The organism is Amycolatopsis sp. NPDC051373, assembly GCF_040689465.1.
GTDB lineage: Bacteria > Actinomycetota > Actinomycetes > Mycobacteriales > Pseudonocardiaceae > Amycolatopsis.
Window position 1 is genome coordinate 65,992 of record NZ_JBFBAE010000030.1, and the last position, 20,502, is coordinate 86,493.

Consider the following 20,502-nt stretch of genomic DNA (forward strand, 5'->3'; position numbering starts at 1 on the left):
GTCTCGCCGGGTGGGACGGGCACCTTCGCGCTGAGCGGATCCGAGGCTGCCGTCCGGGGATATCGGCGGGCCGCCGCCGATCCCTAGCGTTTCCCGGCATCCCCAGGCGCCAGCCCCCTGCAACGAAGGAGAGGTCGATGACGACCACCTCAGCGCCACCGCTGGAGGAACTCAAGCTCTTCATCCACGGCAAGTCCGTCGATGCCCGTTCGGGCCGGACCTTCGAGTCGCAGAACCCCTACGCCGGCAAGCCGTGGGCCCGGCTCGCGGACGGCGGTCCCGAGGACGTCGACGAGGCCGTCGCGTCGGCCCGGGCGGCGTTCGAGGGCGAGTGGGGCGCGATGACCGGCTTCCAGCGCGCCGCGATCATCCGCCGCTGCGGCGACGCGATCTCCGCCAACGCCGAGCGCCTCGCCCGGCTGGAGGTCAACGACTCGGGCAAGCTGCTGCGCGAGATGCTGGGCCAGCTCAACAGCCTGCCGCAGTGGTACTACTACTTCTCCGGCCTGGCCGACAAGATCGAGGGCCGCACGGTCCCGCCGGTCAACCCGAACTACTTCGGCTACACCCGCCGTGAGCCGGTCGGTGTCGTCGGCGCCATCACGCCGTGGAACTCGCCGCTGTTGCTGCTCACCTTCAAGCTGGCCCCCGCCCTCGCCGCGGGCTGCACGATGGTGGTCAAGCCGTCGGAGCACGCGCCGGCCTCCACCGTCGCATTCGCCGAGGTGCTGCACGAGGCCGGGCTGCCAGCGGGTGTGCTCAACGTCGTCACCGGCTGGGACCGCGCAACCGGCGAGGCCCTGGCCAAGCACCCGGGCATCGACAAGGTCGCGTTCACGGGCTCGTCGGCGACCGGCGCCAAGGTCGCGCAGGCCGCGGTGGCGAACTTCAACCGCGTGACGCTGGAGCTCGGAGGGAAGTCGCCGCAGGTCGTGTTCCCGGACGCCGACCTCGACGCGGCCGCCAACGGCCTGGTCGCGGGCGTGTTCGCGGCCACCGGGCAGACCTGCATGGCCGGCTCGCGCCTGATCGTGCACGCCGACGTCCACGACGCGCTGGTCGAGAAGGTCGTCGCGCGGGCCAACGCCATCAAGCTCGGCGACCCGACCGACGCCGCCACGGAGATGGGCCCGGTCGCCAACCGGCCGCAGTACGAGAAGGTGCTCGGCTATCTGCAGGGCGCGGCCGCCGAGGGCGCCACGTTCGCCTGCGGCGGTGAGCCCGACGCCGCTCGCGGTGGCCTGTTCGTGAAGCCGACCGTGGTCACGGGCGTGACGGCGGAGAACACCATCGTCCGCGAGGAGGTGTTCGGCCCGGTGCTGGCCGTCTACCCGTTCCACGACGAGGACGAGGCGCTCAAGCTCGCCAACGACACGCCCTACGGCCTGGCCGGCGCCGTCTGGACGAAGGACGTGCACCGCGCCCACCGCGTCGCCGCGAAGCTGCGCGCGGGGACCGTGTGGATCAACGCCTACCGCGTGATCGCCCCGAACATGCCCTTCGGCGGCTACGGCGCCAGCGGCATCGGCCGGGAGAACGGCGTCGACGCGATCAACGAGTACACGGAGAACAAGTCCGTGTTCGTCGAGCTCACCGGCGGCACCCGCGACCCGTTCCAGCTCGGCTGAGCCACCCCCCATTCCGCGAAGGAGACCCCCATGACGATGACCGCCAACGAACGCCTCGGCCTCGCCCCGACGGACCCGCGCCCGGCGGACGAGACCCGGCCGCTGGTGGACCGGGCCGAGACGAACCCGCTGTTCGGCGACCAGAAGATGAAGCTGGGCCTGTTCGGCACCAACTGCTCCTACGGGCTGATCATGAGTCACGCCCCCAGCACCTACAAGATCACCTGGGAGCACACGCGCGAGATCGCGCAGCGCGCCGACGGCCTCGGCTTCGACGTGCTCGTGCCGGTCGCGCGCTGGAAGGGCTTCGGCGGCTCGACGAACTTCAACGGCAACTGCTTCGAGACCTACGCGTGGGCCGCCGGCCTGGCCGAGGCGACGGAGCGGATCGCCATCGCGTCGACCTCGCACCTGCCGACCGTGCATCCGATCGTCGCGGCGAAGGCCGCCACGACGATCGACCACATCTCGGGCGGTCGCTTCGCGCTCAACCTGGTGATGGGCTGGGTGCCGCCGGAGATGGAGATGTTCGGCGGCGAGCAGCGCCAGCACGACGAGCGCTACGCGTTCGGCCAGGAGTGGATCGACTACGCCATCCGGCTGTGGACCGAGGAAGGTTCGTTCGACATCGCCTCGAAGTACTTCCAGGGCAACGACGTCGAGGCCTACCCGAAGCCGCACCAGGCACCCCGCCCGGCGCTGCTCAACGCGGGCAACTCGCCCGCGGGCATCGAGTTCTCCGCGCGCAACGTGGACATCAACTTCGCCTCGCTCGACACGCTGGAGAACATCAAGGCCTACACCGCGAAGGTCAAGGCCAAGGCCCGCGACGACTACCAGCGCGACATCAAGGTCATGACCTACGGCCTCGTCGTCTGCCGCGACACCGAGGAAGAGGCCAAGCGCGCCTTCCAGCAGGTCGTGGACGAGGGCGACTGGGGTGCGGCGGGCAACGTCATCAAGATCGCCGGGTCGGGCGCGAGCCAGTCGTTCGACCACGCGGTGAAGGAGATGCAGGAGCGCTTCATCGCCGGCTGGGGCGGCTACCCGATCGTGGGAACTCCGGAGCAGGTCACCGAAGAGCTCGGCGCGCTCAACGAGGCCGGGATGGAGGGCATGATCTTCGGCCTCATCGACTACAACGAGGAGCTGAAGTACTTCGGCGACAACGTGATGCCGCTGCTGAAGCAGGCCGGTCTGCGCCACTGAATCCTGCGGCCGGACGTGCGGTTCCGGGCGGGTGGCGGAGCCGTCCGGAGCCGAACGCCTTTCCAGGCTTGCGAAAAGCGGCGGTAGGATCACCGGCCGCGATTTGCGAGGATGGGTGGTGTGAACAGCCCGGACGAGCTGGCGTCGACGCTGCGGGGCTGGCGGGAACGGCTGGTACCCGGCCGGGCCGGCCTGCCGGTGCACGGGCCGAGACGAGCGCGCGGGCTGCGGCGCGAGGAGTTGGCCGTGCTGGCCGGGCTTTCGGTCGACCACGTCGTGCGCCTGGAACAGGGCCGCGCGCCGGCTCCCGGGGTGCAGGTGTGCGTCGCGCTCGCGCGGGCGTTGCACCTGTCCGACGCCGAGCAGGAACGGCTGTTCCGGCTCGCCGGCCATGAGCTGGGCGGCGGCCGCGTCGGGCGGCTGGTGCCCGAAAGCACCCGGCGGCTGCTGGAACGCCTCGACGACCACCCGATCGCCGTGCACGACGCGATGTGGACACTCATCGCGTGGAACCGGCCGTGGGTGGGGCTGCTGGGCGAACCGGCCGCGCGCGAAGACGAGCGTAACGCCGTGTGGCGCCACTTCACCGGCTGCCCGACGCGCACGGTGCTGACCGCGGCTGAGCGCGAGGACTACGAGACGGCGCTGGTCGCCGACCTGCGGCTCGCGCAGTCGCGCTACCCGCGTGACCCGGACCTGTCGGCGCTGGTCGGACGGGTGGGCTCGGTGAGCGAGGGGTTCCGCAGCCGGTGGGACACGCCCGGCGTCGACGACCTCGCGCGCCAGCCGACGTGCCTGACCGTGGTGCACCCCGACGTCGGGCGGCTAGACCTGGACCGCGACGTGCTCGCCAGCCGCCACGGCGACCTGCGGATCGTCGTCTGCACGGCGCGGCCCGGCACGGAGTCGGCCGCGCGGCTCGCATTGCTCGGCGCTCTCGAGTTCGAATCCATGGCCCCGCCGGGTTAGGAACTATCGGCGCTCGAGGTCCGGTGCGGTGAACCCGCCGATCTCCCGCTCCAGCAGCTCGGCCAGACGCAGGGGAGTGCGGTCCTCGAACATCGGCCCGACAAGCTGGACCCCGACCGGCAGTCCCGCGTCGTCGAGGCCCGTGGGCACGACCGTGGCCGGCAGACCCGGCAGCGTGGCGAGGCCGGCCCACACCAGCTGATCGCCGTAGCCGTGCTCGACGCCGTCGACGACGACGCGCCGCAGCTCCTGGTGCGGTGAATGGTCGTGGGCGAACGCGTGGGTCGGCGAGGCCGGGCAGAGCACCACGTCGTACTCGGCGAACACGGCGCGCCAGGCGTGGCGCTGCCGTTCGCGGGCGAGGTCGGCCGCGAACCAGTCGCGGTAGCTCAGCCGGGTCCCGCGCACCCGGGCGGCGTGGAGGCTGTCGTCGCCCGGCGGGAGGTCCGCCAGCAGCTTGCCGAACCGTTCGTAGACCTCGGCGGGGAAGTTCGTGCCGAAGGTGGCGAACAGCAGCCGCAGGTACAGCCGCGCCGATTCGGCCAGGTCGGGCACCAGCCCGCTGCCGGGGTCCACGCGGGCGCCGGCCGCGGTGAGCGCGTCGGCCACGCGGGTGAGGCCGGCACGCACGCTCGCCGACGTCGGGATGTCCGGGTGGTCTTCGAGCACGAGCACGCGGAACTCCGCCAGGCGCTCGTGGCGGGCCGGCGGCAGGCGCAGCTCGTAGGCGACCCCGAGCGTGAGCGGATCCGGCTCGGCGAGCAGGTCGAGCAGCACACTCAGGTCGGCGGCGCTGCGCGCCATCGGGCCGATCACGGCCAGGTCCACCTCGGTCGGCAGCGCGGGGGCCGGCGGCGGCGTGTGGCCTCGCGAGGGCAGCAGCCGGTACGACGGTTTGTGCGCGTAGACGCCGCAGAAGTGCGCGGGGGTGCGCAGCGAGCCGCCGATGTCCGAGCCGATCGACAGTGCGCCGAACCCCGCGGCCAGTGCGGCCGCCGAGCCGCCGGACGAACCGCCGGGCGTGCGGGCGAGGTCGAACGGGTTGGCCGTGGTGCCGTAGATGTCGTTGTAGGTCTGCAGATCGCCGAGGGCGAGCGGCACGTTGGTCTTGCCGAGCAGCACCGCGCCGGCCGCCTTGAGCCGGGCGACGGGCAGCGCGTCCTGGGCCGAGACGAAGCCCGCGAACGGCGGGAGACCCCACGTGGTCGGCAGCCCGGCCACGTTGAACGACTCCTTGACCGTGATCGGCACGCCGAGCAGGGGACCGTCCGCACCGCGGGCGCGCGCCGCGTCGGCCGCGCGGGCGGCGTCGAGCGCGCGGCCGAAATCGGGCACGCAGATCGCGTTGACGGCCCCGTCGTACTTCCCGATGCGCTCGATCGCCGACTCGGCCAGCTCGACGGCCGTCACCTCGCCGGCGCGCAGGGCCGCGCCGAGCTGCCCGGCCGAAAGCAGGGTGGCGTCCATGCGTTCCTCTCGCGACGTCGGCGTTCGAGGGCGACGTTAGCGGCTCGTCCGACCGGCCGTCCCGGACTTCGCCGGACTATCGTGGCGCGGCGGGAAGTCGCTCGCCTCGCGGATCTCACATTCGGGCGCGCCCGCGCGTCTACCTGGTGAGAGGCGAGAAGAAGGGAACGGGGACATGAGCGTTCGGCACACGGTCACGGCGTCGCCGGTCGGCGACCTCACGCTGGTCGCGGACGGCACGGCGCTCGTCGGGCTCTACTTCGAGGGCCACAAGCGCGAACCGCGGCTGGCGAGCCTGGGGCCGCGCTCGGACGAGGGCTTCGCCGAGGCGATCCGGCAGCTGGGTGAGTATTTCGCGGGGGAACGCCGGGAGTTCGACCTCGAGCTCGCGCCGCGAGGGTCCGGCTTCGAGCGCAAGGTGTGGGGCCTGCTCACGAAGATCCCGTACGGCGAGAAGCGCACGTACGGCGAGCTCGCCGCCGAGCTGGGCGACCCCGGCGCCGCGCAGGCGGTGGGCAACGCGAACGGCTGGAACCCGATCAGCATCGTCGTGCCGTGCCACCGGGTGGTCGGCGTGAGCGGCGGCCTCACCGGGTATGCGGGCGGCGTGGACCGCAAGCGGTTCCTCCTGAGCTTGGAGGAGCCGCCAGCCGAGGACGACGGCAGGCTGTTCTGAGCTCGCGACCGTTCGACGAGCTCGTCGCGGACCACGGGACGATGGTGCTGCGGGTCTGCCGGGCGGTGGTGGGCCCGCACGACGCCGAGGACGCGTGGTCCGAGACGTTCCTGGCCGCGCTCAAGGCCTACCCCGATCTGCCGGCCGGTGCCAACGTGGCGGCGTGGCTGGTCACCATCGCGCACCGCAAGGCCGTGGACATCACCCGTGCCCGCGCACGCCACGCCGTGCCCGTGGAGCGGACCTCCGACGAGCCGAGCCGCACCGGCCGTCCGGAGGACTGGGACGGCGACCTGTGGGATGCGCTGGCCGCGTTGCCGGACAAGCAGCGGGCGGCCGTCGCGTACCACTACCTCGCCGGGTTCCCGTACGAGGAGGTCGCTGCCATCACCGGCGGCACCGCGGCCGCCGCCCGCCGCGCGGCCGCCGACGGGGTGAAGGCCCTGCGCGCGGCGTCGCGCCGAGGAGAGCTGGAAGGAGCAGCGCCATGACCACCGATCTGTTCGCCGCGCTGCCGGTGGACGACGAGGCCGCGCAGGACCGCCTGCGCGCCCGGCTGATCGCCGCGGCCGCACGCGACGGTCTGCTCGACGTCGCGTACCGCACGGTCGACTCGCCCGTCGGCCCGCTGCTGCTGGCCGCGACCGGTGCCGGGCTCGTGCGGGTCGCGTTCTCCGTGGAGGACCACGGTTCCGTGCTCGCCGAGCTGGCCGCGGCCATCAGCCCGCGGGTGCTTTCCGCGCCGGCCCGTCTGGACGCGGTGTCTCGTGAGTTCGACGAGTACTTCTCCGGCCGGCGCCACGCGTTCGACGTCGCGGTGGATCTGCGGCTGGCCAAGGGTTTCCGCCGCGAGGTGCTGCGGCGGCTCGGCGAGATCCCGTACGGCAGCACGCGCAGCTACTCCGAAGTCGCCGCCGCGGCCGGCAGTCCCCACGCGGTGCGCGCCGTCGGGACGGCGTGCGCGCGCAATCCGGTGCCGCTGGTCGTGCCGTGCCACCGCGTGGTGCGTTCCGACGGCAGCTCCGGGCGGTACCGCGGTGGTGAGGAAGCGAAACTGGCGCTGCTGGCCTTGGAAACGACCGCCTGACGCGAATTCGTCAGCGGTGGTCCTGGGCGAGGCCGTCGGCGGCGTCGAGGCCGAGGATCGCCAGAAGCAGCGCGCAGTCGTCGACGTCCTCGGCCGAGGAGGCGACCAGGCGGACCACGTGGCGGCGCTGATCGTCGGGGAGCTCGTGGGCGCTGTGCAGGTCGGCGACGGATGGCACCGTCGTGCGCTTCACGGCTGCCCGCCAAGGATGACGGCGCAGGTGTGTGGGGCAGAGGTCCATGGGGCAGAGGTCCATGGGGCAGAGGTCCATGGGGCAAGGGCGGTCATCGGGCCCTCCGTTCTTCCGGCCGCGGGTGCTGCCGCCGGGGACCGGGGCGGACCGTTCAGCATATCCCGTTCCCGGCTTGCCCGGTGGGGTGACGAGCACCGGGAAAACGCTTCCCCGCGGACTCCGAAGAGGCTCCCGTCCACTGTGGATCTTCGATTCGGACACGGACCGTGCCCGGCCGCTCGCCGGAACCACCCGGGTGGCCGAGCGACCGCCGGCCTGCGCGGGCCTAATCTGTGAACTTCTTGCCCAGGACCCCGGCGACCGAAGATGTTTTTCACGCGGGATCGGGGTGACCGGCGGTGTTGGGGGACGACAGTCCGCGCGATCCGTCCGTTGAGGGCGGCGATCTGAAGACCGGAAGCGCTTTCCATGGCTGGCCGTTGCGCCACGGTGGCGGGTATCCGCGGGGCTGGCAGGTGCGGTATCGGTGCCGGGTGCGCCGTACTGCTCGGGAATCCGCAGAACCGTTGTGGCAGGAGAAGACGGGCACGATCGCGGGCCGCAGCCTGCGCGACGAGCACACCAGCACCACGTGGGTCCCGGTGCGCCCGCGCGGCGCGGCTGCCGACACCCCGGTGAGCCTGGTGCGGGCCACGGACATCCTCGACGCCCGCCCGCCTTCCGGGAGGGCGAACCGGGCCGGGGAAAGGCCTTGGCCGGCCTGATGATCCACTGAGGACGGTGCGACTGTTCGGGTGAAAAACCCGGGAACCGGAAATCATCAGGTAGATTCGCGACGAGGGCGTCAGCCCGCCCCCGGAACAGGCTTCCGCAATCCTGGGGCCGGTGAAGGGTGGAGGCGGATGACCAACGGAATCGAGACGGAAACCGCGCCGTTCGCGGTGGGGCGGAAGTTCGCCTACCTGGCTCGGGAAGACGACGGCGTGACCGTGCGGACCGGGGTGGTCGCGGGCGAGTGCGTCGACGCGGCGGCGGTTTCGCACGTGCCGATCGTCGACGCCGAAACCCCGGATCCGAGTTCCAGCAAACTGGTTCCGGTCACGGACGTCACCGACGTGGCATCGGGCCGTAACCGCCATTCGGCGGGGAACCGGCCGCGTTCGTTGCCCTGGCGGGTTTTTCACGTCGGGCGCCACCGGCGCGCCTGAGCGGGTTCAGCGTGCGGCGCCGGACCGGATGACGGTCGTCGGGCCGGGCGGGGGAGATTCCACGGAGTCGTCGGGGGCTTCGTGGGCGACTCCCGCCCTGTCGAGGACGCTTGTCACACCGGGGTTTCCGGCGCGCACGCGGAACCGTTCGCCGGCGAGCGCGGCCACGGACTCCGGGCCGAGGGAGGTGCACGCCGTCAGGTCCACCACCACGGCCGCGGCGCGCAGGGTCACGGCTTCGGCGAGGTGCGCGGCGAGCACGGCGTCACCGGCGGGACTGAGCGCGCCGGAGACCTCGACGGTCACGAGCCCTGCGCTCACGAGCGTGCGCACTCGCGAAACCCCAGGCGGTGCAAGGGCTTGCGGTACGTCGGCCTTCGGCTGGTTCTCCACGGACATCCCGCGCCTCTCCCCGAATCCGCGGTGACCGGGGGCTGGGGTCCACTTGTTCGGCCAGTCTAACCGGCCGGGCGGGGCGTAACCTCGGTCCGTGGCCGGACCGCGGGTGATCACCGTCTTCCTCGTCGACGACCACGAGCTGGTGCGCCGCGGCGTGGCCGACCTCGTGGAGGACGAGGACGACCTCACGGTGGCCGGCCAGGCCGCCTCCGTCGCCGAGGCACTGGCCCGGATTCCCGCTGTGCGCCCGGACGTCGCGGTACTCGACGTCCGCCTCCCCGACGGCGACGGCGTCCGCCTGTGCCGCGACCTGCGCGCCACGCTGCCCGGCCTGCGCTGCCTGATGCTCACGTCCTTCACCGACGAGCGCTCGATGGTCGACGCGGTCCTGGCCGGCGCCGACGGCTACGTCATCAAGGACATCAAGGGACTCCAGCTCGTCGACGCCGTCCGCCGCGTCGCGGCCGGCCACAGCCTGCTCGACGAACGCGCGGTCGCCGCCCTGATGGCGAAGCTGCGCGAGAGTACCCGAGGCCCCGGCCCGCTCGCCGCGCTGACCGACCAGGAGCGCGTGCTGCTGGACCTCATCGGCGAAGGGCTGACCAACCGGCAGATCGCCGAACGGATGTTCCTGGCGGAGAAGACGGTGAAGAACTACGTTTCCCGCCTGCTCGCCAAACTCGGTGTGGAACGCCGCACCCAGGCGGCTGTTCTCGTCACCGCGCTCCACGACGAGGAACGCCGCGCCGGAGGCTGATCACTGCTGCGGGAGAACGTCCGTTCCCCTCAGGAGGTCGCGATTTCACCGGGTATCGCACGCGAGGTCACCGAAACCGGTGCGGTGGTGCACCTGCACTACACCGTGCCGCCGCGCGGCCGGCCGCCGGTCTGGCGAAAAGCGTTGTGCGGGCCGGTGATCACGGTCGATCGGGAGAGAACGGTCGTTCTCCGCGTGTGTCGGTGCACTCCGCTCGGGCCGGGGGATCACGGCCAGCCGCGGGAGAACGGGCGTTCGTCGCTCGCGACCACTGCGTCGAGACCGATGTGGGGTCGCAAAGGGACGGGCGCCCCGTGGCCGAGGCGCAGCAGGGTCTGGGGCCACATGCCGCCGCCGAGAAGGCGGCGCAGGTCCCGGCGGCGGGCGGGGGTGAGGGTGTCGGACCAGTGGGCGGCGGACAACCCGGCGGCCGCCGCCGTGAGCAGGACGCGTTGCACGGCCTGGCCGGCCTGCAGCTGGGCGAGCGGGGTGTCGTGCAGCGAGCCGACGGCGACGAGCAATCGCCCGGGCGCCGCGGCGAAGTCGGTGTACGCGGCGCCCGCGGGAAGCATGATTTCGCACAGCTGCGGCAGTTGTGCGTCGCCGATCGTGGCGAGCCAGGCGCGTTCGAGCTCGGCCGCCTTGCGAAGTTCGCGTTGCACCGCCGGGGGCACCAGGGCCGCGCTGAACGGGCTGCGGTTGCCGCGCCTGAGCCGGATGGCTTCGACGAGGCGGCGGTCGATCGGCGTCACCGGTTCGAGCCCGCGCGGGCGCACGACGGCGAGCAAGTCGGGCCGCGTGGCGGCGGGCAGCAGCCGCACGTCGGGGTGGCAGCCCTGGGCCTTCACCGCGAGCCGGAGGTTCAGCAGGGCCGCGCCGCAGTCCAGCAGCTGCCCACGGCGGCCGCCCGCGGGCGGGCCGGCGTGGAGCTCGATGGACCCCGGCGTGCACAGGAACCGCCACGGCCGGGTGTCGTGCAGGGGCGGCGGGGTCGTCGCGGCGAGCAGCACGGTCCGGACCTGGCGCGCGCTCAGCCGCCCGACGGGTATGACTCCGGCCTTCATGGGTCACCTCCGCCTCCGATCCCACCCTGCGCCCGCGCGGCGGGCCGGGCTAGTGCCGAACGTCCCGCGCGCCGGGTCCAAGGTCGCCGTTCACGGGTGACCCCGGGCCCGGACCGGTGTGCCACAGTGACGGGATGCCGGAGATCGACCGGGTATCCGCGACCGCTCCGGCCGGGGAACGCGACCGGCTGGACGCGCTGCTCACGGCCGTCCTCGGGCTGTCCGCCGGCCTGGAGCTGGACGGCACGCTGCGCCGGATCGTGGCGACCGCCGCGGACCTCGTCGACGCCCGCTACGGCGCGCTCGCGGTGCTCGACGCCGACGGCGCCACCACCGGCTTCGTCGTCACCGAACTCGACCACCTCGACCGCGCGCGGACCCGTCGAGCCGGCCGCACTTCGCTTCGCGTCGCGCTGCGAGCGCGCGGCACGCTGCTGGGGCGCCTTTACCTCACCGGAAAACGAAGCGGCACAGGGTTCACCGACGACGACGAGCAAGCCCTCGCCGCGCTCGCGGCCGCGGCCGGCATCGCCGTCGACAACGCGCGGCTGTACGAAGAAGCCCGCAACCGCCAGCGCTGGCTCGAAGCCACCGGCGAGATCTCCGCCGCTCTCCTCGGCGGCACCGAGATCAGCGAAGTCCTGCGCCTGATCGCGAGCCGCGCCGCCGGCCTCACCGGTTCCGTCGACGCGCTGATCGCCGTGCCCGCCACCGAAGACGCACTCGTGGTCACCGTTTGCGCCGGTCCCGATTCCGACGCCCTCACCGGCCGCCGGATTCCCGTCGCCGGGTCGACGTCCGGTGCCGTGCTGCGCGACCACGTGCCGCGCAGCGTCTCCGGGCTCGCCGTGGACCTCGCCGACGGCCCGCGCGTCGACCTCGGCCCCGCGCTCGTGGTGCTGCTGCGCTCCGGTGAGTCGATCGCCGGGGTCCTGCTCGCCGTTCGCGCTCCCGGCGCGGCGCGCTTCGACGAGCAGGAGCCGCAGATCGTGTCGGCGTTCGCCGACCAGGCAGCGCTCGCGCTGCGCGACGCCGGGAACCAGGCCGCCCGCCGCGAGCTCGACGTGATGACCGACCGAGACCGGATCGCCCGAGACCTGCACGACCACGTGGTGCAGCGGCTGTTCGCGGTCGGGCTGCAGATGCGGGACACGCTGCGCCGGGCGGGGACGCCGGCCGTCGCGTCGCGGCTGAGCCGGCACATCGACCAGCTGCAGGAGGTCATCGAGGAGATCCGCAGCGCGATCTTCGAGCTGCACGCGGCCCCGGGGCGCCGTGGCGGCCTGCGCGCGAGCCTCCAGCAGGCCGTCACCGAAACGACGGGCGACTCGGCGATCCGCACCGCCGTGCGGCTGTCCGGCCCGCTCGAACGGGTGCCGCCGATCCTCGCCGAGCACGCGGAAGCCGTCGTTCGCGAAGCCGTGAGCAACGTGCTGCGCCACGCCCGCGCCGGCGAGCTGGCCGTCACCGTGACGCTCGGGGACGCCCTCGTCGTCGAAGTGTCGGACACGGGGGTGGGCCTGCCGGCGGGCGTGGCGCGCAGCGGCTTGCGCAACCTCGAGCAGCGCGCGACCGAGGCGGGCGGCACGTTTCGCGTGGAGTGCCCGTCCTCGGGCGGCACCCGTCTCGTGTGGACGGTCCCCGTGCGCCCGGCTCACGCGGTGGTCTCCGGAGGGTCACGGTGAAGCGCCCGCGGGCCGCGGCCCTGGTGGGCGCGGTCACAGCGTGCGACAATCGAAGCCTGTCCTTCCCCTTGGGGCGCGGCCCGGCGCCGACTCCGGATCTCGGCGAGGCGGATCTCCTCCACCGAGCGCCCGGAGATTCCGCACGGGTCGCACCCGCAGTGCGCCACCCGCCCACCTCCGGCGGTTTCCGCGCAGCGGAGTCCACTTCGGACCGAAGCGGGCACCCGCGGCCTCGCCGGTGGCCGAGGTGAAGGAGGTCCGACCGTGAACCCCGTCTACCCCGTCTACCCGGTCCGAGTCGAGGCCGAGCTGGACGAACCGTTGTCGCGCTGGCTCTGGCTCGTGAAGTGGCTGCTGGCGCTGCCGCACCACCTCATCCTGGCGGTCCTGTGGATCGCCTACCCCTTCGTGGGCATCGCGGCGTTCTTCTCGATCCTCGTGACAGGCCGCTATCCGCGTTCGCTGTTCGAGTTCACCGTGGGCGTGCTGCGGTGGAGCTTCCGCGTGCAGTACTACTCCTACGCCGCGCTCGGCACCGACCGGTACCCGCCGTTCACGTTCAGCGACGTGCCCGAGTACCCGGCGCGGCTGCGGGTCGAGTACCCGCAACGGCTCTCCCGCGGGCTCGTGCTCGTGAAGTGGTGGCTGCTGGCGCTGCCGCAACTCATCCTCGTGGGGCTGTTCGTCGGCGGCGGCACGTGGCTGTTCACGCGGTCGGGCCGGTTCGACTTCACCTGGGCGGCCGGCGGTCTCGTCGGCATCCTGGTGCTGATCGCCGCGATCGTCTTGCTGTTCACCGGAAAGTACCCGCGCCCGCTGTTCGACTTCATCCTCGGGCTCGACCGCTGGGTGCTGCGGGTGGCCGCCTACGTGTCGCTGCTGACCGACCGGTACCCGCCGTTCCGGCTCGACCTGGGCGGCGGCGAGCCGGGCGGACCGGCGCCCTCGCCGGAACCGCTGACGCAGCCGCCGCGCGGTTCCGCGACCGAGTCCGGGATCGAGCCTGAGACACAGCCGTTCGCCCCGCCCCCCACACCACCGGAGAGCGGATCCGGCCCGGCGGCCACGGGCTGGACGGGCGGCCGCGTCGCCGCCGCCGTCTGCGGCGCGGTGCTCGTGCTGCTCTCCACCGGTCTCCTCTCGGGCGGCAGCGCGCTGATGTGGGCCGACCGCAACCGGCGCGACGCCGACGGCTACTTCTCCGGATCGGCCCCGTTCAGCGCTTCGGGCTACGCACTCGCGAGCGACCCCGTGCAGCTGCACGGCCTGGGCACCGGCGGGCCGGACCTCGCGGCGATCGTCGGCGACACCCGGATCCGCGCCACCGCAGTGGACGCCGCGCAGGGCGTTTTCATCGGCATCGCGCCCGCCGCGAGCGCGGCGCGGTACCTCGCCGGCGTCGAGCACACGACCGTGACCGATCTCGGCGACCGTGGCGCGGTCGGCGTCGACAACCCAGGCGGCGCGCTCACGACCCCGCCGCAGCAGGCCGGCATCTGGGCCGGCCAGGCGTCTGGTCCCGGCACGCAGTCCGTGGCGTGGCCCGTGCGCGACGGGGACTGGACCGTCGTGGTGATGAACTCCGACGGCTCCCGCGGCGTCGCCGTCGAGGCGGAGGCCGGCGCGACCGTGCCGGCGATCGGCTGGCTGTCGGTGCTGCTCGTCGTGGTCGGCGTGGTGTTCCTGGCCGGTGGCGTGGCGTGCATCTGGCTCGCGGCCCGCGGCGCTTCGGCGCACCGGGCGCGCACGCCCGTGCCGGTGACCGAAGGAGGTCCCGGCGACGGGAGGCGAGGACCGTGAACCGTTCGGCCGACTGGTTCAGGCGGATGTGGCACGCCCTGTTCCCGCGGGGCGACGTGGTGGTCCGGCCGTCGGACCGGTTCCAGGCGGCGGTGCTGGCCGCCTTCGTGGTGCTCGCGGTGGTGGCGGTGCCGTTCGCCGGCGTCCTCGGGTCGGAAACCGCCGCGCAGCGCGGAAAACAGGCCGCCGAGGAAGCGGCGAGCCGCCACCGCGTCGAGGCGACGCTGCTCGTCGACGGGCCGCCGCAGCAGGCCGTCGGCCCCGACGGCCTGCCGAGTGGACCCCAGCCGCGCGACGCCCGGTGGCGGTTGCCCGGCGGCGGTTTCCGCGTCGCGCAGGTCGACGCGGACCCGCTTACCAAGGCCGGCGACCCGGTCGTGGTGTGGCTCGACCGTGCCGGCGACCAGGTGCCGCCGCCGCTCGACCCGCGCACGGCCCCGGTCGAGGGCGTGATGACGGGATTCGGGGTGTGGGCGGGGTTCTGCGCGCTGCTGAGCCTGCTCTACGGAGTCCTCGTCCTCGGGCTCGACCGCATGCGGCTCAGGCACTGGGAGCGGGAGTGGACGCTGGAGCTGGACGGCAAGACGAGATCCTGACCGGCCGGAGACGAAGAACGACCGGAGAAACGACCGGAGGAAGGCGGGATGGCGGATGCTCACCATGACCCGATCGGCGATCGCGGCGATCGACCGGATCACCGAGGCCCACCACGTCGGGCGGCGCGGTGGCTGCCGCCTGGTCCTCGACGGGCCGCCCCGTGCGGGGGCGGCGGTCGAGGTGGAGGTGGCGACGTGTCCGGGCACGGGCGATGACGTCGTCGCGATCGACGACACGCAGCTGTTCCTTTCGCGCGAGGCCAGGGTGGGGCTCGCGGAGAAGGTTCTCGACGTCCGGGAGGACCTGGAGGGCCACTACACGTTCCTGATCGAGAACGCGGGTCGGTGACCTCGGCGTGACCCCGGTCGCGCCCCTCTCGCGCAAACGCAGTTCTCACTGGGTGAGGGACCGCATGCTATCGCCCGGCTGGAATTGGACGCGTCCGAGGAAAAAGGGCCAATATGGGCACTTACGTGCGAGATCGGGGAGGTGACCGCCGTGGCCGACCGGGAACGGCTGGTGATCCGGGCGTTCGTCACGATGGCGGACACCCTGGTCGAGGGGTACGACGTAGCCGACCTGTTGCAGAGCCTGACGCAGCGGTGCGTCGAGCTGCTCGAGGTCGGGGCGGCCGGGCTGACGTTCGCCGACGAGCAGGGGATCCTCCGGGCGCTGGCGTCCCCGGCGGAGCAGGACGGGCTGCGGGAGCTGGTCAAGCTCGGTGTCGACGAGGGCCCAGGCGTGGACTGCTTCCGGTCGGGGGCCGCGGTGCACGCGGCCTCGATCGGCGCGGACACCCAGCGGTGGCCACGGTTCGCTGCAGCGGCGCGACGGGCGGGGTTCGCCTCGGTGGACGCGCTGCCGCTGCGGCTGCGAGGGCTGACGATCGGTGCGCTGAACCTGTTCGGCCGCACGGCGGTACCGGCCGAGGACCTCGAGCTGGCGCAGTGCCTCGCGGACACCGCCACGATCGGGATCCTGCAGCAACGCGCCATCCGCCGCGGCGAGGTGCTCTCGGGCCAGCTGCAGTCGGCGCTGAGCAGCCGCGTGATCATCGAGCAGGCGAAGGGTGTGCTGTCGGTCAGCGGGCGCCTGTCGATGGCGGACGCGTTCAGCGCGCTGCGCCGGTACGCGCGCAGCAACAACGCCCGGCTCAGCGAAGTCGCCCGCTCGCTGGCCGAACGCGAGCTCGACCCGGCTGTGGTGCTGACGCGGGCGTACCGCGGGAACTGATCACGGGCTCGCCCGCTCCGCCGGAGCTTTCTCCCCGGCGATCGGCAGTCCGGATCCGACCGTCCTTTGTGGACATTCCGGACCTCGCGCCCGGAGGCGGTCGATCATCCTCTGTGCCTCGGCCTCGGTGAACCGGCCCTGGCGCACGTAGCCGACGATGGCGGCCACGGTGCTCAGGTGCGGTTCGGCGATGCCCGTCAAGTCCACGGAATCCACGGCGGCCCCTCACCCCGTTGGCTCGCCGCCGGGGGCAGGGGCGGCTCTTCGCACCCTACGCGCTCGATGTGCCGTTGTGCGGGACTCGGACACACCTTCCGCGGCAACGATTTCAGCGGTCGCCGGCCGCCGCAGGGCAGTGCTGGCACGAAAAATCGCCGCCGACGTGGGGGAAACCGGTACGGATCAAGCCTTCCCGGCGGGGGCGACGGCGGCCATCGACCGGTCGAGGCACGCGGCGAACGTCTCCGCGGCCCCGCCGGCGAGCCACGCGTGCTGCGCGGCGAGCAGGCACGAGAACGCGGCGCCGGCGACGGCGGGGAGCGCCGGGTCGGTCGGGTCGGACGGCGTGCCACGGGTTTCGGCGCGTTCGCGCAGCACGATCTCGGCCGCCGCCGCCATGCGGTGCAGCTTCTCGAGGTAGCTCGCCAGCAGTGCGGGCGTCGCGAAGACAATGCGCTGCATGGGCTCGGCGACCTCGTGCTTGCCGGGCGCGTCGACGTAGGGCACCAGCAGGTCGAACACCCGGCGCAGCGAGGTCCAGGCCGGTTCGTCGAGCGGCCGCTCGCGCAGCCGCTCGACCATCGTCTCGGCCAGCACCTCGAACTTGCCGACGATCAGGTCTTCCTTGGTGGGGAAGTAGCGGAACAGGCTGCGCCGCGACAGGCCCGCGGCCTCGGCGACGTCGTCCATCGTCGTGCGCTCGTAGCCGTGCTCGACGAACAACCTCTGCGCGGCCTCGGTGATGTCCTGCTGCACGGCCCTGCGGGTCCGTTCGCGCAGGCCGGGGCGGTGGTCGGTCACCGGGCCACCCTAGCAGCGTCCGGCAGAGTTGGCACTGAGTGCCACAAGTGTCGTACAGTGCCAATGAAGCAAGCCGAGAACGAGGAGCGTCATGTCCGGACCGAAGACGATCGTGATCACCGGTGCCAGTGACGGCATCGGTGCGGCCGCGGCCCGCCGCCTGCACGCCGACGGCCACCGGGTCGTGGTCGTCGGGCGCTCGCCCGCCAAGACCGAGGCCGTCGCCAAGGAGCTCGGGGTTGAGCACCACACCGCCGACTTCGCGCGCTTCGCGCAGGTGCGCGACCTTGCCGCCGCGCTCGACGCGGCCCACCTGCGCATCGACGTGCTGGTGAACAACGCCGGCGGCATCTTCGGCGACCGCGCGAAAACTGCCGACGGCTTCGAGAAGACCTTGCAGGTCAACCACCTGTCGCCATTCCTGCTCACCACGCTGCTGATGGACAAGCTGCTGGCGTCGCGCGCGTCGGTGATCCAGACGTCGAGCTCCGGTGCCCGGCTCTTCGGCAACCTGCGCCTCGACGACCTCGATCACGACGCGGCGTTCACCCCGCACAAGGCCTACGGCACCGCGAAGCTGGAGAACATCCTGTTCACCCGCGAGCTTCACGCCCGTTTCCATGCGCGGGGCCTGTCCGCGGCGGCCTTCCACCCCGGTGCGGTCGCCACGGCCTTCGCGACCGAGAGCTCCAGCTTCTTCCGGCTGGTCTACACGAACCCGCTCGGCCGGATGGTCATGGTGAGCCCGGAGAAGGGCGCGCGCCAGCTGGTCTGGCTGGCGACCACGGCGCCGGGCGTCGACTGGGAGTCCGGGGCGTACTACGAGCGCGGCAAGCCCGCCCGGCGCGTGAACCCGCAGGCGACCGACGACGACCTCGCGCGCCGGCTGTGGGACCGCTCGGCCGAGCTCGTCGGTTCGAAGACCGCCTGAGGCTCAGCGTGGCCGGAGGCCGGCCACGACCAGGTCCAGCAGCCGCGACGCCAGCTCGCGCTGGTCTTCGTGTCCCGCGATGAGGGTGACGCCGCCGATCGCCATCACCACGTCGTCGGCCGGGACGTCGGCGCGCAGCGTCCCGGCTTCGGCCGCGGCGGTCAGCATGCGGTCGATCGCCGTGCGCAGCAGGTCGCGGCTGTGCGTGCGCAGGCCTTCGCGGGCGGCGAGGATGCCGGGCAGCGCTTCGGCCATCCCGTTCTTGGTGAGCATGTAGTCCACGAACCGCTCCGCCCACGCGCGCAGGGCGGCGTCGGGTGCCAGCTCGGCGAGCAGGTCCGCGGCGGATCCGGCCAGACGTTCGGTCTCGCTGCGGTAGGTCGCCTCCACGAGGTCTTCCCGGGCCGGGAACCGCCGGTACAGCGTGGCGATGCCGACGCCGGCCTCCTTCGCGGTGGCCTTGAGTGAGGTGTCCGCCCCCTGGCGGGAAAACGCGCGCGCCGCGGCCTCGAGGATGCGGTCCTGGTTCTCCTGCGCGTCGGCCCTCAGCGACCGTCCGGTGTTCGTCACGCCACTCCTCTTTGCTAAGTGGACCCGAATCCACTTATAGTCGTAAGTGGAACCGGCTCCATATATGAGGCTAGCGGAGCAGAGAGACAGCACCATGACCCAGCGAGTGACCTCGCCTTTCGGCGCGACGTCCACGGCGGCCGAGGTGGTCGCCGGGGTCGACCTGACCGGCCGGCGCGCCGTCGTGACCGGGGCGGCGTCGGGGATCGGCGATGAGACAGCCCGCGCGCTCGCGTCGGCCGGCGCGGAGGTGACCCTGGCCGTGCGCGACCCGGCGGCGGGGCAGCGGGCGGCGCGGGAGATCGTGGCGAGCACGGGCAACGCGGCCGTGCACGTGGCCACGCTGGACCTGGCCGGCCCGGCTTCGGTCAGCGCGTTCGTGGCGGCCTGGGAAGGGCCGCTGCACATCCTGGTGGCCAACGCCGGCGTGATGGCCACACCCGAGCGCCGGACGGCGGAAGGCTGGGAGCTGCAGTTCGCCACCAACCACCTCGGCCACTTCCAGCTGGCGACCGGTATGCACGGAGCGCTCGCCGCGGCGGCCCACGCCCGCGTGGTCGTGGTCAGCTCGGTGGGACACGGCAACGGCGAGGTCGTCTTCGACGACGTCTCCTTCGCTCGCACGCCGTACGACCCGTGGGCGGCCTACAGTCAGTCGAAGACCGCCAACATCCTCTTCGCCGTCGAGGCCGCCCGGCTCTGGGCGGCCGAGGGGATCGCGGTCAACGCGCTCAACCCGGGCCGCATCTGGTCGACGAACCTGGGCCGGCACATGGACAATCCGCCTTCGGCCTTCGATCCCTCGGGCGCGACCGGCGTGTCCGTGAAGGACATCCCGCAGGGCGCCGCGACCTCGGTGCTGCTCGCCGCGTCGCCGCTCGTGGACGGCGTGACCGGGAAGTACTTCGAGGACTGCGAGGAAGCCGAGCCGTTCACCGCCGGGGTGCGGCGCGGCGTCGCCGACTTCGCGCTCGACCCGGCGAAGGCGCGGCGGCTGTGGACGCTTTCGGCGGAACTGCTCGCCGAAGCGGGTTATCCGGTCGTCTGACCGGCACGCCGGTGTGGTGCCGGGTGCACGGATGCACCACACCGGCGCGGGCCGTCACTCGCGCAGGAACGTGAGCAGTTCGGCGTTGAAGGTGGCGGCGTGGGTGACGTTGAGGCCGTGCGGGGCGTCCTCGACCAGCACGAGCCGGCTGTCGGGAATGGCCTCCGCGGTCCGCTTCCCGCTGACCTCGAACGGCACGATCGCGTCCGAGTCGCCGTGGATGACCAGCGTCGGGATGGTGAAGGCCTTCAGGTCGTCGCGGAAGTCGGTCTTGGTGAACGCGGTGGTGCAGTCCAGAGTGCCCTTCGGGGAGGCGAACGCGGCGATCACCGTGTTGTAGGCGTGCACCGAAGGGCTGACCAGGTCGGTGCGGCCCTTCACGGAGAAGAAGTTCGTGACGAACCCTTCGACGAAGGCGGGGCGGTCGGCGCGGATCCCGTCGTGGAAGCCCGTGAGCGCGGCCTCGTCGAGACCGCCGTCGGGGTTCCCGTCCTCCTTGAACAGGTACGGCGGCACGGCCGCGGCGAACACGGCCTTGGCGACGCGGCCGGTGCCGTAGCGACCGACGTAACGCGCGACCTCGCCGCCGCCCATCGAGAAGCCGACGAGCGTGACGTCCGTGAGGTCGAGCGCCGCGAGGAGCTTGTCGAGGTCGTCGGCGAGGGTGTCGTAGTCGTAGCCGTCCCACGGCTGCGACGACTGCCCGAAGCCGCGGCGGTCGTAGGTGATCACGCGGTAGCCGTCTTCGACCAGCGCCGGAACCTGGCCCTCCCACGAACGGCTCGACAGCGGCCAGCCGTGGATCAGCACGACCGGGCGGCCCGCGCCGTGGTCTTCGTAGTAGAGCTCGATCGGCGCGCCGTTTTCTTCCCCGACTGTCACCTTGGGCATGAGCTGTCCTCTCGTTGCCGAACGGAGTGGGTATGGAGCCTCGGGCGTGGCGTCGTTGCCGGCACCGGTG

Annotated in this window: 24 protein-coding genes; 16 read left to right on the forward strand and 8 right to left on the reverse strand. The window is 72.5% G+C overall.

Translation table 11 applies throughout. The features are described 5' to 3' along the window. Positions 1–137 precede the first annotated feature (137 nt). The 3 genes from AB0383_RS40395 (at position 138) to AB0383_RS40405 (ending at position 3,806) form a co-directional block, all read left to right on the forward strand. Complete coding sequence (locus AB0383_RS40395; RefSeq protein ID WP_364177278.1) at positions 138–1,628, forward strand: aldehyde dehydrogenase; 1,491 nt, start codon at positions 138–140, stop codon at positions 1,626–1,628. Positions 1,629–1,658: 30 nt separating this feature from the next. Continuing rightward, complete coding sequence (locus AB0383_RS40400; protein WP_364177275.1) at positions 1,659–2,837, forward strand: LLM class flavin-dependent oxidoreductase; 1,179 nt, start codon at positions 1,659–1,661, stop codon at positions 2,835–2,837. Between the two features lie 120 nt (positions 2,838–2,957). Beyond that, positions 2,958–3,806, forward strand: coding sequence for a helix-turn-helix domain-containing protein (locus AB0383_RS40405; protein WP_364177272.1), 849 nt, complete (start codon positions 2,958–2,960; stop codon positions 3,804–3,806). Between the two features lie 3 nt (positions 3,807–3,809). On the opposite strand, the gene AB0383_RS40410 is transcribed toward AB0383_RS40405, so the two are convergent. Continuing rightward, positions 3,810–5,273, reverse strand: coding sequence for an amidase (locus AB0383_RS40410; protein WP_364177269.1), 1,464 nt, complete (start codon positions 5,271–5,273; stop codon positions 3,810–3,812). A 175-nt stretch (positions 5,274–5,448) separates the two neighbouring features. Between AB0383_RS40410 and AB0383_RS40415 the strand changes: the two genes are divergently transcribed. Genes AB0383_RS40415 through AB0383_RS40425 form a run of 3 tightly spaced genes read left to right on the forward strand, consistent with a single transcriptional unit; the run spans position 5,449 to position 7,036 of the window. Then, the gene (locus tag AB0383_RS40415; protein WP_364177266.1) at positions 5,449–5,949 is read left to right on the forward strand and encodes a methylated-DNA--[protein]-cysteine S-methyltransferase; all 501 of its coding nucleotides are present in this window, start codon (positions 5,449–5,451) and stop codon (positions 5,947–5,949) included. Beyond that, a complete protein-coding gene (locus tag AB0383_RS40420; RefSeq protein ID WP_366190108.1) occupies positions 5,946–6,440 on the forward strand; it encodes an RNA polymerase sigma factor in 495 nt (164 codons plus the stop codon). Before AB0383_RS40415 ends, AB0383_RS40420 begins: the two co-directional genes overlap by 4 nt. After that, entirely contained in the window at positions 6,437–7,036 is a 600-nt protein-coding gene (locus AB0383_RS40425) for a methylated-DNA--[protein]-cysteine S-methyltransferase (RefSeq protein WP_366190081.1), read from the forward strand. Before AB0383_RS40420 ends, AB0383_RS40425 begins: the two co-directional genes overlap by 4 nt. A gap of 10 nt (positions 7,037–7,046) precedes the next feature. Here AB0383_RS40425 and AB0383_RS40430 read toward each other — a convergent pair whose 3' ends face one another. Further along, entirely contained in the window at positions 7,047–7,307 is a 261-nt protein-coding gene (locus tag AB0383_RS40430) for a hypothetical protein (RefSeq protein ID WP_366190082.1), read from the reverse strand. A 455-nt stretch (positions 7,308–7,762) separates the two neighbouring features. Here AB0383_RS40430 and AB0383_RS40435 point away from each other — a divergent pair, with 455 nt between their 5' ends. After that, positions 7,763–7,993: a hypothetical protein gene (locus AB0383_RS40435; protein WP_364177254.1), complete on the forward strand. Its 231-nt coding sequence runs from the start codon at positions 7,763–7,765 to the stop codon at positions 7,991–7,993. A 138-nt stretch (positions 7,994–8,131) separates the two neighbouring features. Next, the gene (locus tag AB0383_RS40440) at positions 8,132–8,437 is read left to right on the forward strand and encodes a hypothetical protein (RefSeq protein ID WP_364177251.1); all 306 of its coding nucleotides are present in this window, start codon (positions 8,132–8,134) and stop codon (positions 8,435–8,437) included. A 6-nt stretch (positions 8,438–8,443) separates the two neighbouring features. Here the strand turns inward: AB0383_RS40440 and AB0383_RS40445 are convergent, their stop codons facing one another. Further along, positions 8,444–8,836: a hypothetical protein gene (locus AB0383_RS40445; protein WP_364177249.1), complete on the reverse strand. Its 393-nt coding sequence runs from the start codon at positions 8,834–8,836 to the stop codon at positions 8,444–8,446. Positions 8,837–8,942: 106 nt separating this feature from the next. Between AB0383_RS40445 and AB0383_RS40450 the strand changes: the two genes are divergently transcribed. Continuing rightward, the gene (locus tag AB0383_RS40450) at positions 8,943–9,593 is read left to right on the forward strand and encodes a response regulator transcription factor (protein WP_364177681.1); all 651 of its coding nucleotides are present in this window, start codon (positions 8,943–8,945) and stop codon (positions 9,591–9,593) included. 227 nt (positions 9,594–9,820) lie between these two features. Here AB0383_RS40450 and AB0383_RS40455 read toward each other — a convergent pair whose 3' ends face one another. Then, positions 9,821–10,657: a hypothetical protein gene (locus AB0383_RS40455; protein ID WP_366190083.1), complete on the reverse strand. Its 837-nt coding sequence runs from the start codon at positions 10,655–10,657 to the stop codon at positions 9,821–9,823. 134 nt (positions 10,658–10,791) lie between these two features. Between AB0383_RS40455 and AB0383_RS40460 the strand changes: the two genes are divergently transcribed. The 5 genes from AB0383_RS40460 to AB0383_RS40480 all read left to right on the forward strand — a co-directional run bounded on the left by AB0383_RS40460 (position 10,792) and on the right by AB0383_RS40480 (position 15,972). Next, entirely contained in the window at positions 10,792–12,342 is a 1,551-nt protein-coding gene (locus AB0383_RS40460; protein ID WP_366190084.1) for a GAF domain-containing protein, read from the forward strand. Positions 12,343–12,606: 264 nt separating this feature from the next. Further along, positions 12,607–14,142: a DUF4389 domain-containing protein gene (locus AB0383_RS40465; protein WP_366190085.1), complete on the forward strand. Its 1,536-nt coding sequence runs from the start codon at positions 12,607–12,609 to the stop codon at positions 14,140–14,142. After that, on the forward strand, positions 14,139–14,738 hold the full coding sequence (locus tag AB0383_RS40470) for a hypothetical protein (protein ID WP_366190086.1): 600 nt from the start codon (positions 14,139–14,141) through the stop codon (positions 14,736–14,738). The genes AB0383_RS40465 and AB0383_RS40470 overlap by 4 nt, the downstream gene beginning before the upstream one ends. A 64-nt stretch (positions 14,739–14,802) precedes the next feature. Further along, a complete protein-coding gene (locus tag AB0383_RS40475; RefSeq protein ID WP_364177236.1) occupies positions 14,803–15,087 on the forward strand; it encodes a hypothetical protein in 285 nt (94 codons plus the stop codon). A 150-nt stretch (positions 15,088–15,237) separates the two neighbouring features. After that, complete coding sequence (locus AB0383_RS40480; RefSeq protein ID WP_364177233.1) at positions 15,238–15,972, forward strand: GAF and ANTAR domain-containing protein; 735 nt, start codon at positions 15,238–15,240, stop codon at positions 15,970–15,972. On the opposite strand, the gene AB0383_RS40485 is transcribed toward AB0383_RS40480, so the two are convergent. Further along, the gene (locus AB0383_RS40485; protein ID WP_364177230.1) at positions 15,973–16,188 is read right to left on the reverse strand and encodes a hypothetical protein; all 216 of its coding nucleotides are present in this window, start codon (positions 16,186–16,188) and stop codon (positions 15,973–15,975) included. It abuts the gene before it with no gap. Between the two features lie 186 nt (positions 16,189–16,374). Further along, positions 16,375–16,992, reverse strand: a complete 618-nt coding sequence (locus AB0383_RS40490; RefSeq protein WP_364177228.1) for a helix-turn-helix domain-containing protein — start codon at positions 16,990–16,992, stop codon at positions 16,375–16,377. Between the two features lie 91 nt (positions 16,993–17,083). Here AB0383_RS40490 and AB0383_RS40495 point away from each other — a divergent pair, with 91 nt between their 5' ends. After that, the gene (locus tag AB0383_RS40495; RefSeq protein WP_366190087.1) at positions 17,084–17,923 is read left to right on the forward strand and encodes an SDR family NAD(P)-dependent oxidoreductase; all 840 of its coding nucleotides are present in this window, start codon (positions 17,084–17,086) and stop codon (positions 17,921–17,923) included. A 3-nt stretch (positions 17,924–17,926) separates the two neighbouring features. Here AB0383_RS40495 and AB0383_RS40500 read toward each other — a convergent pair whose 3' ends face one another. Next, positions 17,927–18,493, reverse strand: coding sequence for a helix-turn-helix domain-containing protein (locus AB0383_RS40500; RefSeq protein ID WP_366190088.1), 567 nt, complete (start codon positions 18,491–18,493; stop codon positions 17,927–17,929). A gap of 94 nt (positions 18,494–18,587) precedes the next feature. On the opposite strand from AB0383_RS40500, the gene AB0383_RS40505 reads away from it, so the two are divergent. Beyond that, a complete protein-coding gene (locus AB0383_RS40505) occupies positions 18,588–19,541 on the forward strand; it encodes an SDR family NAD(P)-dependent oxidoreductase (protein ID WP_366190089.1) in 954 nt (317 codons plus the stop codon). A 54-nt stretch (positions 19,542–19,595) separates the two neighbouring features. On the opposite strand, the gene AB0383_RS40510 is transcribed toward AB0383_RS40505, so the two are convergent. After that, entirely contained in the window at positions 19,596–20,432 is an 837-nt protein-coding gene (locus AB0383_RS40510) for an alpha/beta hydrolase (protein WP_364177217.1), read from the reverse strand. Positions 20,433–20,502 lie beyond the last annotated feature (70 nt).

Bases quoted from the DNA above. Each gene is read 5' to 3' on its own strand.
- AB0383_RS40505 (WP_366190089.1), top strand. From the start codon at position 18,588: ATGACCCAGCGAGTGACCTCGCCTTTCGGCGCGACGTCCACGGCGGCC.
- AB0383_RS40430 (WP_366190082.1), bottom strand. From the start codon at position 7,307: ATGGACCTCTGCCCCATGGACCTCTGCCCCATGGACCTCTGCCCCACA.
- AB0383_RS40425 (WP_366190081.1), top strand. From the start codon at position 6,437: ATGACCACCGATCTGTTCGCCGCGCTGCCGGTGGACGACGAGGCCGCG.
- AB0383_RS40410 (WP_364177269.1), bottom strand. From the start codon at position 5,273: ATGGACGCCACCCTGCTTTCGGCCGGGCAGCTCGGCGCGGCCCTGCGC.
- AB0383_RS40455 (WP_366190083.1), bottom strand. From the start codon at position 10,657: ATGAAGGCCGGAGTCATACCCGTCGGGCGGCTGAGCGCGCGCCAGGTC.
- AB0383_RS40440 (WP_364177251.1), top strand. From the start codon at position 8,132: ATGACCAACGGAATCGAGACGGAAACCGCGCCGTTCGCGGTGGGGCGG.
- AB0383_RS40445 (WP_364177249.1), bottom strand. From the start codon at position 8,836: ATGTCCGTGGAGAACCAGCCGAAGGCCGACGTACCGCAAGCCCTTGCA.
- AB0383_RS40400 (WP_364177275.1), top strand. From the start codon at position 1,659: ATGACGATGACCGCCAACGAACGCCTCGGCCTCGCCCCGACGGACCCG.
- AB0383_RS40460 (WP_366190084.1), top strand. From the start codon at position 10,792: ATGCCGGAGATCGACCGGGTATCCGCGACCGCTCCGGCCGGGGAACGC.
- AB0383_RS40475 (WP_364177236.1), top strand. From the start codon at position 14,803: ATGACCCGATCGGCGATCGCGGCGATCGACCGGATCACCGAGGCCCAC.
- AB0383_RS40495 (WP_366190087.1), top strand. From the start codon at position 17,084: ATGTCCGGACCGAAGACGATCGTGATCACCGGTGCCAGTGACGGCATC.
- AB0383_RS40395 (WP_364177278.1), top strand. From the start codon at position 138: ATGACGACCACCTCAGCGCCACCGCTGGAGGAACTCAAGCTCTTCATC.
- AB0383_RS40510 (WP_364177217.1), bottom strand. From the start codon at position 20,432: ATGCCCAAGGTGACAGTCGGGGAAGAAAACGGCGCGCCGATCGAGCTC.
- AB0383_RS40415 (WP_364177266.1), top strand. From the start codon at position 5,449: ATGAGCGTTCGGCACACGGTCACGGCGTCGCCGGTCGGCGACCTCACG.